Origin of the sequence: Nocardia sp. SYP-A9097, assembly GCF_009649815.1 — a bacterium.
Taxonomy (GTDB): domain Bacteria; phylum Actinomycetota; class Actinomycetes; order Mycobacteriales; family Mycobacteriaceae; genus Nocardia.
The window spans coordinates 109354-123313 of record NZ_WJIC01000020.1 but is presented as its reverse complement, the minus strand read 5'-3'; the positions used below and the strand labels follow the sequence as shown (position 1 = coordinate 123313).

Sequence of the window (13960 nt, the reverse complement as noted above, 5' to 3'; positions counted from 1 at the left end):
ATAGGTCGGGACAATTTCATGATTCGGGGCGGGGAACGGCACTGCGAAATTCCAGCGGTGCCGGCATGACCCATATGGTTCGCGCACGGTCGAGCCGGAATCGGCGGCAGCGCATAACCACACTGCCGCAGCTCATCTACAGCGCTGTCGAGATCGATCCGGACGGGATCGCGCTGATACTGGCCGACGCCGCCGGCACCCTCGCACGGCTGAGCTATGCCGAACTCGACGAGCGGTCTACCCGCCTTGCTCATCTGTTGATCGAGCGGGGCGTGGGTCCGGAGGATCTGGTCGCGGTAGCCATTCCGCGTTCGGTCGAGTCCGTGGTCGCGGTGTGGGCGGTTGCCAAGACCGGTGCCGGATTTGTCCCGGTTGATCCGAATTATCCGGCCGATCGCGTACTGCACATGGTCACCGATTCCCGTGCCGTGCTCGGACTGACGATTGCCGAGAAGCACGCAGCCCTCCCGGCCACGGTGCCCTGGCTGGCCCTCGACAGTGCCGAATTCGCCGATGCCCTACCGGGTTTCCCGGCCGAGATGATCATCAATGCGGATCGGGTGCGCCCACTGCGCGGCGAGCACCCCGCGTATGCCATCTACACCTCGGGTTCGACCGGCCTGCCCAAGGGCGTCCTGGTCACCCATGCGGGACTCGCGAATCTCTGTGCGGAACAGCGCGTACAGTTCGATCTCACCTCGGAATCACGGGTGCTACAGGTGGCTTCGCCCTCCTTCGACGCCTCGGTCTTCGAACTGCTCATGGCACTGGGGTCGGCGGCGACGCTGGTCGTTGCCGCGCCGGAGGTCTATGGCGGTGCGGATCTGGGCGCGCTGCTGGCGCGGGAGTGCGTCAGCCATGCGGTGATCACGCCGTCCGTACTGGCCTCATTGGACCCGAGCGGACTCGATCAGCTGCGGGTAGTGCTGGCGGCCGGTGAGGCGTGCCCACCGGAACTGGTGCGGCGCTGGGCAGTCGAAGGCGAACGCCGCCTGCTCAATGGCTATGGTCCGACCGAGACCACCATCTGGACCAATTGCGCGGAGCTGTTCCCGGACCGGCCGGTCACCATCGGCGCGGCCATTCGCGGTGCGGTCGTACACGTGCTGGATGAGCGGCTGCGGCCGGTGCCATCCGGGGAGCCGGGTGAACTGTATGTGGCGGGTGCGCTGCTCGCGCGCGGATACCACGGGCGGTCGGAGCTCACCGCGGCGCGGTTCGTGGCTGATCCGTTCGAGGGCAATGGTTCTCGGCTGTACCGCACCGGTGATCTGGTGCGCTGGACCTCCGATGGTGAGCTGGAGTATCTGGGGCGTAATGACTTCCAGGTGAAGATCCGCGGTCTGCGGATCGAGCTCGAGGAGATCGACGCGGTATTGGCCGGGCACGAGTCGGTCGATTTCGCGGTGACCGTCGGACATGAACTCGACAGTGGCGCAACGGTACTGGTCTCCTACGTGCATGGAGCCGAACTGGCCGCCGGACACGAAGCCGAATTGATCGAGCTGGCCGAAAGCCGCTTGCCCGCGCATATGGTGCCTGCGGCGGTCACCGTATTGGAGCGGATTCCGCTGACTCCCGTCGGCAAGTTGGATCGCGCCGCATTGCCCGCCCCGGTGCTACCCACGACCGCGTACCGGGCACCGGAAACCGCTGTGCAGCAGACCATTACCAATGTGCTGGCGCAGGTGCTGCCCGTGCGGCGGATCGGTCTGGACGACGATCTCTTCGCACTCGGCCTGGACAGCATTACCGCCATTCAGATCGTGTCGCGCGCACGGGCGCACGGGGTGGTGTTCAAACCCAAGGATCTGTTCGCGAATCGCACCGTGGCCGCGCTCGCCGAAATCGCCACTGTCACAGTGGAATCAGTGGCGGTACCCGAGGCTGTCACCGGTCCGCTGGTGCGGCTCGGCGAGACCGAGCTGGAGCGACTACGCCGGACCTACCCGGCCATGTCCGATATCTGGCCGCTCACGCCCCTGCAGTCGGGCATGCTGTTCCACGCGCTGCTGGCCGAATCCTCGGTCGACGCGTACATGACGCAGTTCAGCGTCGATCTGGGCGGCGATATCGATATCGCGCGGTTGCACGCGGTCGCGCAGGCCGTACTGGACCGGCATGTGAATCTGCGCGTGGTGTTCGCCCAGGATGCGCAGGGCGATCCGATCCAGGTCGTCCTGGATGAAGTCGAAGTGCCTTGGCGCTACCTGGATCTCGGCGAGAGTGAACCCCATGAGCCGGTCGCCAAAACCGCGTGGTTGATGGCCGCGGACCTGGCCGCGCACTTCGATATGGCCGCCGGGCCGCTACTGCGCTTCACCCTGGTGCGCATCGCGCCCGACCGATACCGGCTGTGGGTCACAAGCCATCACATCCTGCTCGATGGCTGGTCGCTGCCGCTGCTCATGCAGGATATGTTCGCGCTCTACGCCCTGAACGGCGAGACGGAGGCGCTGCCGCCGCCACGCTCGTACCGCGACTATCTGGCCTGGCTCGCGGGACAGGATCAGGACGCCGCCAGGGCCGCGTGGCGGGACGCGCTCGACGGGTTCACCGAGCCGTCGCCACTCGCACCGGTGGATCGATCACGCGAAATCTCCGCCGGTATAGGCGAATTCGGCTTCGAACTCACCGCCGAGGAGACCGCCGCGCTGGGCCGGGTGGCCACCGAGACCGGCGTCACCCTGAATACGATCGTGCAGGCCGCCTGGGGTCTGCTCATCGGGCGCGGCACCGATCGCGACGATGTGGTCTTCGGTGCGACCGTCTCCGGTCGCCCGCCGCAACTGGCGGGGATCGAGACCATGATCGGCCTGTTCCTCAATGCCATTCCGGTCCGGGTGCGCCTGCACCCCGCCGACACCCTCACCGAGGTATTGCGCCGGCTCCAGGATGAACAGGCCGCGCTGCTGGACCACCACTATCTGGCTCTCGGCGAGATTCAGGAAATCGCCGGTGTCGACGGCATATTCGACTCGCTGGTGGTCTTCGCCTCCTTCCCGGTCGATGCCGCGGCCCTGGATCATGCCGCCGCGCCGATCGACGAGGTCGGGCTGCTCGGCACCGCCGCGGTCAATGGCACGCACTATCCGATCACGGTCATGGTGACGCCCGGCAAAACGCTCCGGGTCAACCTCAAGTACCTGCGGGACCTGTTCGACGAGCCCGCCGCCGAGGCGCTCGCCCGGCGATTCGCACTGCTGCTCAACCGATTCGGAGCCGAACCGCGGGCGCGGGTCGCCGAGGTGGACGCGCTCATCGACAGCGAGCGCACGGCGCTGGCCGAGGTGAACGCCACCGAAGTGGCCGAGCTGCTGGATGATTCGACGCTGCTCACCCTTTTCGACGCGCAGGTGGCGCGGACGCCGTTCTCGAACGCGGTGATATTCGAGGACCGCGCGCTGACGTATACAGAACTGGATACTCGCTCGCGGAAACTCGCACGGGAGCTGACACTGCGGGGCGTCGGGACCGAATCGCGGGTCGCGGTGGCGATGCGGCGGGGTATCGATCTGGTCGTGGCCATCTACGCGGTACTGCGCGCCGGCGGTGCGTATGTGCCGGTCGATCCGGATCATCCGGCCGAACGCAATGAGTATGTGCTGGCAAGTGCGGCACCGGTCTGTGTGCTGACCCGCAGCGGTGATGGTTTCGAAACCGATTCGGGTGTACCGCTTTTCCTGGTCGACGCGCTCGCGGGTGCGGCGTCGATCGATTTCGTCGGATCGGCTCGGGTGCGCCCGGACAATGCCGCCTATGTCATCTACACCTCGGGCTCGACCGGCCGGCCCAAGGGCGTGGTGATCACGCATCGGCAGATGGCCAATCAATTCCGCTGGGCGCAGCGTACGTACCCGCACGGTGCCGGTGATGTGGTGCTGCACAAGACGCCGATCACCTTCGACATCTCCACGTGGGAGTTGTTCTGGCCGTTGCAGACCGGCGCGACGGTGCTGATCGCGGAGCCGGACGGGCATCGTGATCCCGCCTATATCGCGCGGATGATCGGCGAATGCGGCGTCACCTCGGTGCATTTCGTGCCGTCCATGCTGGAGGCGTATCTCGACGGCCCGGCCGCGAGCAATCCCGGGCTGCGCTGGGTGTTCGCCGCCGGTGAGGCGCTGTCGGCGCAGACGGCGGGCAAGTTCGCCGCCGTGCTGCCGGGGACGGACCTGGTGAACTGGTACGGCCCGGCGGAGGCCACGGTCGTCACCGCGCATCCCGCCGAAAGGGCTGCGGGCGTGGCGGTTCCGATCGGCAGCCCGGTGGCCAATACCCGTGTGCACGTGTTGGACCGGCAGTTGCGGCCGGTGCCATTCGGTGCCGCCGGTGAGTTGTATGTGGCCGGAGTGCAGCTGGCGCGCGGGTATTCGGGTGCGGCCGGGCTCACCGCGGAGCGTTTCGTCGCACATGCGGACGGTACGCGGCTGTACCGCACCGGTGATGTGGTGCGGTGGATCGCCGACCCCGCCGGAATCGGCCATGCGCTGGAGTACCTGGGCCGCAGTGACTTCCAGGTCAAGCTGCGTGGTCAGCGCGTCGAGCTCGGTGAGATCGAGACGGTGCTGTTGAGTCACCCGGCGGTGCATCGTGCCGCGGTCAGTCTGGTGCGTGCCGCGACCGGTGACCGGCTCGTCGCGTATCTCGTTCTCGAATCCGAGTCTGTGGCAACAGATTCGGAAGTCCTCGAGCATGCTCGCGCGTCGCTACCGTCCTATATGGTGCCCGCCACCGTCGTGCGCTTGGCTGCCATGCCGCTCAATGCCAGCGGCAAACTGGACCGGAAAGCCCTGCCGGAACCCGAATTTCAGGCCCGCGCCTACCGGGCACCGTCCTCACGCGCCGAACGTTCCGTGGCCGAGGTGTTCTCGGTCGTACTCGGCGTAGCGACCGTCGGAGCCGACGATGACTTCTTCGAACTCGGCGGCAATTCGCTCAGCGCCACCCAGGTGGTGGCCCGGCTCGGTGGCGCGCTGGGAGCGCGCGTGCCACTGCGCGCCCTGTTCGATACGCCGACCGTCTCGGGACTGTCGGAATATATTGCACAGCAGGTGGATTCGTCCTACGCGCCACTGCGTCCGATGCGGCGGCCGGAACTGATTCCGCTGTCGTACGCGCAGCAGCGCATGTGGTTCCTGAACCGTTTCGACACCGCCGCGGGCACCTACAACCTGCCCTCCGCGCTGCGCATCGCCGGTCCGCTCGATGTACCCGCCCTGCGTGCGGCCGTGCGCGACCTCATCGAGCGGCACGAGGTACTCCGCACCGTCTACCCCGAGCAGGACGGCGTCGGGCATCAGCTGGTGCTGGCCGTAGACGATCCGGCCGCCATGCCCTCGGTGCCCATGGTCGATGTCCGCGAGGAGAACATTGTGGCGGCGGTGGCCGAGACCGCCATTGCCGGATTCGATGTGACGATCGCGCCGCCGCTGCGAGTTCGCCTGCTGCGCTTGGGCATTGATGATCATGTACTGGTGTGTGTGGTGCACCATATCGCCGGAGACGGTTTCTCCGCCGGACCGCTCACCCGTGATCTCATGACGGCCTACCTGAGCCGCATGCAGGGGCTGGACCCACAGTGGACGCCACTGCCGGTGCAGTACGCCGACTACGCGCTCTGGCAGCGCGAAATCCTCGGCGACGACACCGATTCGGAGTCCCTGCTCGCGCGCCAGCTCGACTTCTGGCGTACCTCTCTCGCGGGTCTGCCCGATCAGCTGGAGCTACCCGGCGACCGCCCCCGGCCGGCGGTGTCCACCAGCAACGGCGGGACCGTGCTGTTCGAGATCGATGCGGCGGTGCACGCCGGATTGCATCGAATCACGCAGGAGCACAATGCGACCCTGTTCATGGTGTTGCACGCGGCCCTGGCCACCTTGCTCGCCAGGCTCTCGGGTACCCGCGATATCGCCATCGGCGCACCGATCGCGGGCCGTGGCGCGGCCGAACTCGATGATCTGATCGGCATGTTCGTCAATACCCTGGTGCTGCGCGCCGAGGTGGACCCGGCCGCCGGATTCACCGATCTGCTCGCCGCCGTGCGACATACCGATCTCGCGGCCTTCGAACATGCCGATGTGCCATTCGAACGGATTGTGGAGCTGCTGGACCCGCCCCGTTCGCAGGCGCGGCATCCACTGTTCCAGGTCTCGCTCACCCTGCAGAATCTGGCGCGGGCCGAGCTCTCGCTGCCGGAGATGTCGGTCTCCGCTGTGGAGCTGGATCTGCCGGTGACCAAGTTCGACCTGGATCTGACCATGGTCGAGATTGCCGAAGGGGGTGTGCAACAGGGCATCTCGGCGTCCTTCACGTATGCTACCGATCTGTTCGACGCCGCCACGGTGCAGCGATTCGCGGAGCGTTTTGTGCGCCTGCTGGAGGCTGTCACCCGCGCGCCGGAGCTTCCGCTCGGCGAGCTGCCGATCCTCGATGTCGACGAATATGACCGGCTGACAAGGGTTTCCGCCCCGGAACTCATTCACACCACGACCCTGCTACCCGACCTGCTCACCAAGGGCGTGGCCCTGGGCCGGGACCGGACCGCCGTGCGCTGGCAAGGCCGCTCATTCACCTACGGTGAACTCGACGACTACTCATCGCGGCTGGCGCGGGTATTGATCTCGCGCGGTATCGGCCCGGAATCGGTTGTGGCACTGGCCATCAGCCGCTCCTACGACATGATCGCCGCGGTCTGGGCGGTGGCCAAGACGGGCGGCGCGTATGTGCCCGTCGATCCCGTCTACCCGGTCGACCGGATTCGGCATATGGTCACCGATTCGGGCGCGACGGTGGGGCTCACCCGAGCCGAGTTCGCAGTGGCCCTACCCGGTGACCTGGAGTGGCTGGCCCTCGACGATCCCACTGTCGAACGGCTCTGCGCCGTCGAATCGCCCGCCGCCCTGACCGATACGGACCGGCTCGCGCCACTGCGGCCACAGCATCCCGCCTACGTGATCTACACGTCCGGATCCACGGGCCTGCCCAAGGGCGTGACCGTCACCCACACCGGTCTGGGCCCACTGGTCCGGCACGCGGTCGAATTGTGCGCTGTGGCAGCTCAGCATCGCTTCCTGCACGTCTGCTCGCCGAGCTTCGACCAGTCCGTGGAGGAGTGGCTGTACACCTTCTCCGTCGGTGCGACCCTGGTGATCGTGCCACCGGGTGTGGTCGGCGGTGCGGAGCTGGCCGAACTGCTGCACACCGAACGGGTTACGCACACCATGATCACCCCGGCCATGCTGGGCACGGTCGATCCGGCCGGACTGGACGCGCTGGAGGTGGTGGCCACGGGCGGTGAGGCCACCAGCGCCGAACTCGTGGCCAAATGGCAGCCGGGCCGCCGTTACCTGAACAGCTACGGTCCGACCGAGGTGACCATCACCTCGACCTTCGCGAATCTCGGTGGAGACCAGCGGATTACGATCGGCGCGCCCATCCCCGGCGTATCCGCGCTGGTGCTGGACGAGCGCCTGCGCCCGGTACCGCCGGGGGTCGCGGGTGAGCTGTACCTGACCGGTGCGGCGCTGGCGCGGGGCTACCGGGGCCGCGCCGGACTTACCAGTGAGCGTTTCGTGGCCTGCCCGTGGGGCGGGCCGGGGACCCGTATGTACCGCACCGGTGACCTGGTTCGCTGGGTTCCGGCCGGGGCCGAGTGGGAACTGGAGTACCTGGGGCGCACCGACTTCCAGGTGAAGATCCGCGGCTACCGTATCGAACTCGGCGAGATCGACGCCGTCCTCTCCGGGCACCCCGATATCGATTTCGCGGTGACGCTCGGCCGTGAGAATGCCTCCGGCGCAACCATATTGGTCTCCTACGTGCTGGGAACAACGACCGAGGCGCGATTGCGCGAGTACGCGAGCCGGTATCTGCCCGCGCATATGGTGCCCGCCGCCATCGTGGTCCTGGACGAGGTCCCGCTCACCCCGGTCGGCAAGCTGGACCGGCGCGCGCTACCGGAACCCGAACTGGCGCAACGGGAATACCGCGCACCGCAGACACCGATCGAAGAGTCCGTCGCGGATGTCTTCGCCGAGGTGCTCGGGGTTCCGCGGGCCGGCCGCGATGACGACTTCTTCGAACTGGGCGGAAATTCGCTCATCGCCACCCAATTGGTGGCGCGGCTCGGAGCGGCGCTGGACACCCGGGTGCCGGTGCGCGTGGTATTCGAGGCCACCACCGTCATGGCGCTCGGGGCCTTCCTGGCGGCGCAATCGGGAAGCGGCAGTCGTATTCCGCTGGCGGCTCGGGTACGGCCGCAACGGATTCCGCTCTCGCTCGCCCAGCAGCGCATGTGGTTCGTCAACCAGTTGGATACCACCAACTCGGCCTACAACGTGCCCGCCGTGCTGCGCCTGCAAGGTGAACTCGACACCGCCGCACTGCGATCGGCCGTGCGCGATGTGATGGAGCGGCACGAATCTCTGCGCACGGTGTATCCGGAGACGGACGGTATCGCGCACCAGGTGGTGCTGCCCATCGATCGAGCGGTACCCAACCTGACCGCCGAGCCGGTCGAGGCGGAGGTACTGCTGGAGCGGGTGACCGCCGAGCTCACCGCCGGATTCGATGTCACCTCCGAAGTTCCCCTGCGGGCCAAGCTGTTCCGGGTCGAATCGACCGGTGACCCCGAGCATGTGGTCATGTTCGTGGCCCATCACATCAGCGCGGACGGCTGGTCCATGGGCCCGCTCGCCCGCGATGTCATGACCGCCTATCTGGCGCGCGCCCAGGGCAACGCGCCCTACTGGATGCCACTGCCGGTGCAGTACGCCGATTTCACGCTGTGGCAGCGGGAGGTGCTGGGCGCGGAATCCGATCCGGAGAGCGTGATCTCGACGCAGACCGCCTACTGGCGCACGGCGCTCGCCGGACTACCCGACGAGCTGAACCTGCCCGCCGATCGACCCCGTCCGCCGCGGCAGTCCTTCGCGGGTGGGCAGGTCGTCTTCCGGATCGACGCCGAGCTACAACAGCGCCTGCGCACACTGGCGCGGGCGCGGCAGGCCACGCTGTTCATGGTGGTGCACACCGCCCTGGCCGCCTTCCTGGCAAGGCTGTCCGGCACCGACGACATTGTCATCGGCACGCCGGTGGCCGGTCGCGGTGAGGCCGAACTCGACGACATGATCGGAATGTTCGTCAACACACTGGTACTGCGCACCCGGGTGCCGGGTGAACTGAGTTTCGCCGAACTCCTGGTACGGACGAAGGAGGCCGATCTGGCGGCCTTCGCGCATGCCGACCTGCCCTTCGAACGTCTGGTGGAGCTGCTCAATCCGGAGCGCTCCACCGCCCGCAATCCACTGTTCCAGGTCATGCTGTCGTTCGAGAACCTGGACGACAACACCTTCGAACTACCCGGATTGCGCATTGCCGCAGTCGATTCCGGTGTGCAGACTTCACAGTTCGACCTCTCGCTCACCGTGCGGGAGACCTCGGACGACACCGGTATGGATGCGGTATTCACCTATGCCAGTGACCTTTTCGACCACGCCACGGTGCAGGAGTTCGCGCGGCGCTTCACCCGGCTGCTCCAGGCCATCACCCAGCGCGGTGACACCCAGGTCGGCGATCTGTCCCTTCTCACCGATGATGAACATCATCTGCTCACCACCGTGCACGCCGATGAGGTGATGGCCACCGCGCTGCTGCCCGAACTGCTCACCGCCGGAATCGATCTGGGGCGGGATCGCGTTGCCATTCGCTATCGCGGCCACTCGATCGGCTACGGCGAACTCGACGACTACACCTCGCAGCTCGCGCGCGTACTCATCGCACGTGGTGTGGGACCGGAAAAGCTTGTCGCGGTGGCCTTCCCGCGCTCCTTCGAAATGGTCGCCGCGGTCATCGCCATCGCCAAGGCCGGCGGTGCGCATGTGCCCGTCGATCCCGCGTACCCTGCCGACCGGGTCCGGCACATGATCACCGATTCCGGTGCGGTACTGGGCATTACGGGTTCGGCGCACCGCGACGGCCTGCCGGGCGGGGTGGACTGGCTGTGCCTGGACGACGCCGCCATCGACGGGGAGTGCCTGCGCCAGTCCCCGGCACCGATCACCGACGCGGATCGTCTCGCCCCACTGCGCATGCGGCATCCCGCGTATGTCATCTACACCTCGGGCTCCACCGGCCTGCCCAAGGGCGTCACCGTCACCCATGCCGGACTCGGCGGGCTCGCCGATCACGCGGTGGCCAGATACCGCCTGCTCGCCGAACATCGCATGCTGCACATCTGCTCGCCGAGCTTCGATCCGTCGGTGCTGGAATGGGTGTGCGCGTTCTACACCGGCGCGACGCTGGTGATCGTGCCCGCGGAGATCATGGGCGGGCCCGAACTCGGCGAGGTCATTCGCGCCGAACGGGTGACGCACGCGGTGCTGACCCCGGCGGTGCTCGGCACCCTGGACCCCGCCGATCAGGACCGACTGCGCATGCTGTCGGTCGGCGGCGATGTGACCACACCCGAGCTACTGGCCAAATGGGAGCCGGGCCGGGATTACCACAATGCGTACGGCCCGACCGAGACCACCATCATCTCGACCTACGCGCGCCTGTCACCGGGCCGCCGGATCACCATCGGCCAACCGGTGCACGGCATGTCGGCGCTGGTGCTGGACTCGCGTTTGAATCCGGTGCCGCCGGGCGTCGCGGGTGAGCTGTATCTGGCCGGTGGCGCGCTGGCACGCGGCTACCGCAATCGCAGCGGGCTGACCGCGGAGCGATTCATCGCCAATCCGTGGGGCAAGCCAGGATCCCGCATGTACCGCACCGGCGATGTGGTGCGCTGGTACGCCGACCCGGCCGAGCGCGACGCGGATCAGACTGTGCCGCAGTCGAAATGGGAGCTCGAATACGTCGGGCGCTCGGATTTCCAGGTGAAGATTCGCGGCTTCCGTATCGAACTCGGCGAGATCGACGCCGTACTCGGAAAGCACGCGGACGTGGACTTCGTCATCACCCTCGGCCGCGAGAATGCCGCCGGTGCAACGGTTCTCGTCTCCTATGTGCTGGGCGTGCCCGGCCGCGCACCGGAGCCGGAGCGACTGCTCGAATTCGCCGCGGCCAGCCTGCCGTCGCATATGGTACCCGCGGCCATCGTGCTACTCGACGAGGTGCCGCTGACCCCGGTCGGCAAACTGGATCGCAAGGCGCTACCGGAACCCATACTGGCACAACGGGAGTACCGCGCACCGGCCTCCGCGCAGGAGGAGACCGTCGCGGCCGCCTTCGCCGAGGTGCTCGGATCGGAGCGGGTCGGCCGGGACGACGATTTCTTCTCCCTCGGCGGAACCTCGCTGCTGGCAACGCAGGTGGTGAGCCGGTTGCGCAAGCTGACCGGCGCACAGGTCATGGTCGCGTGGTTCTTCACCGATCCGACCGTGGCGAGCCTCGGCGCGCGGATCGCGGCGGCCCTGGACAGCGCTACCGAGACGGGCGCTACCGACGAGGGCGATGCCGCATTGCGGGTCGTACTGCCCATTCGCGCCACGGGCACGCGCACGCCGCTGTTCTGTGCCCCGCCCATGGCCGGAATGTCCTGGTGCTACGCAGGTTTGGCGCGCTACCTGCCCGAGGACCAGCCGATTCTGGGTCTGCAATCCCCGGCCTTGACCGAGCCCGGCTACTGGCCGGAATCGCTCACCGAGGTCGCGCGCCGCTATGTCCTGGAGATGCGGGCTATCCAGCCACACGGCCCGTACCGGGTGCTCGGCTACTCGCTCGGCGGCACCCTGGCCCAGGCCATTGCCACCGAACTCCGGGCGCAGGGGGAGCGGACCGATGTCCTGGCCATCCTGGACGCCTACCCGGATGCGGATATGTCCGACTTCCGCACCGCGCTGCGGGACGAGTTCATCGCACTCGGCGTCCAGGACTTCCCGGAGGGCGACCTCCAAGAACTCGGCGACGACGCCCTGCGGGTCCTGCTCGACGCCATCCCCGCCGATCTCGCGGTGCTCACCCTCGACCGGCTGCGCCGCATCTACCGCGGCGCGGTCCGCACCATCGAACTCGGAGCCGCCTACCGGCCAAGCCTTTTCGACGGCGATATGGAGCTGTTCCGGGCCGAATTCCGGGCGGTGGGGGAGCACCCGCACGGACCCGCCGACTGGCAACCCTTCACCACCGGAGCGATCAACGACCGCCCCGTCCCGGCCACCCATCAGCTCATGGTCGGCACCGAAGCCCTCGCCATTATCGGCCCGGCCCTGGTCGCCCTGCTGGAAGCGGCCGACCGGCGGGCCGAGAGCATCCTCGCCGTATCCGAAGCCGTACTCGCGGCATCCAGCGATCTGTTCGCACCCGGCCCCGACCCGTTCGACCCGCCCGCGAGCGAGGCCGCCGATTGGGCTGTCACGCAGGTACTTCCGATCGTGCAGCCGTTCTCGGCATTCAATGCCGACCAGTCGGTGGGTGCGGTTACGCAGGTACTGCCGGTATTCGCGCCGGACGCGCCCCGTGAACAGCCGGTGCGCGCGATCTCGGACCGGCGCACCGCGGTCGACAATGTCTCGCCGCTGCCGGCCGGTGCCGCGAGCCTGCTGGAATCGGAGCCCGTCGGCGTCTGGGTACGAGCGATCGCCCTCGATATCGCCATCGGCATATCGGGTTCCCGAGTCCGGCGTTCGGTCGCGGGCCTGCGCGATCGGCATCCGGCGCTCTGGGCGCGGTTGCGGCCGGACGGTACCGGGCACGTCCTGGAAATCCCGGTGCGATCGCACTCCGGTGACGCCGTGGTGTGGCGAGTCGATCCGGCCGTCGAGACGGTGGGCGATCCGATCGGGGCCGTCATTCACGCGGCCGCCGCCGAACTCGACCCGGCGACCGGCCACAATATTCGATTCGTGCTGATGGAAGGCGTTGCACCCGACCTGGATCCGAACCTGGACCCCGCCGACCTACCCGGCGCGGTCCTGATCGTGGTCGCCAATGGCCTTGTCGTGGACGACCATTCGTGGCGCACCATCATCGAGGATCTGACCGCCTCCTGGTCGGGCGGCCACGGCGGCACCGTCCCGAGTATCGGCGGCAATCCGGCCGAGCTCGCGCGCGCGGCCGCCGAACTGGCACTGCATCCCGCCACCGTCGGCGAATTGACCTGGTGGCGTATGACATTGGCCGGGACATCGGCGGGTATCGAACCCGACCGCGCGGCGGATCGCGCACGCGGGCGAGTATCGGTCGCCATTACCGGGACCGGTGCCGCCGCCGTCGACGCGGTCGCGCGCCGCTACGCCGCCACCCTCGACGAGGTGCTGCTCACCGCCTTCGCCATCGCGCTCTGGGACGACGACGGCGAATCGGTGCGCGGCACACTGGGTTCGGTGGTCCGGCTACTGGCCGACGGCCGCCGCGACGATCCCGCCGCGGACCACACCGTCGGAGCGTTCAGCACCGCCTACCCGTTCCCGCTCGCCCCGACCGGCGTGGATCACGACGAGGTACGCCGGGGTGGCCCGGCCGCCGGACAGGCCATCCTCCAGATCCGGGACGCGCTGCGCGCGGTCCCATCCCAGGGCGTGGGCTTCGGCCTGCTCCGGCATCTGAACCCCGCGGCCGGCGCGGTACTCGGCGGACTTCCGCAGGGCCGCATCGGTTTCCGCTACCGCGATCTGCGCCCCGCCCGGGTGTATCCGGAAGCGGTCGCCGATGACCTCTTCCTGGATATCACCGTAGACACCACCGCCGACGGCCTGCTCGCCCGCTTCGACTTCGCCGGCGCGGCGCTCGAACTCGACCGGGTCAAGGCCCTTGTCCAGGGGTGGGTACAGGCTTTGGGCGGGCTCGCCGAGCACGGAGAGGGGATCGATCACTAGCATTGCGTCCTTAACACCCGTTTCGACGTGGACGCCCTGTCGTCGGTGTGCCGGAAGGTACCCTGACGTCGCGGTGGCCAGGTAGAGGCGCAGGTCGTGACCACTCCCGATGCCGTAGCACCGGTGTAACACGACCCGGG

The 13960-nt window shown here is 67.7% G+C and carries 1 protein-coding gene; it reads left to right on the top strand.

The window, feature by feature from the left end; translation table 11 throughout:
- The first annotated feature begins 65 nt into the window (after positions 1 to 65).
- On the top strand, positions 66 to 13820 hold the full coding sequence (locus GFY24_RS30180) for a non-ribosomal peptide synthetase (RefSeq protein ID WP_153808497.1): 13755 nt from the start codon (positions 66 to 68) through the stop codon (positions 13818 to 13820).
- Positions 13821 to 13960: the final 140 nt, after the last annotated feature.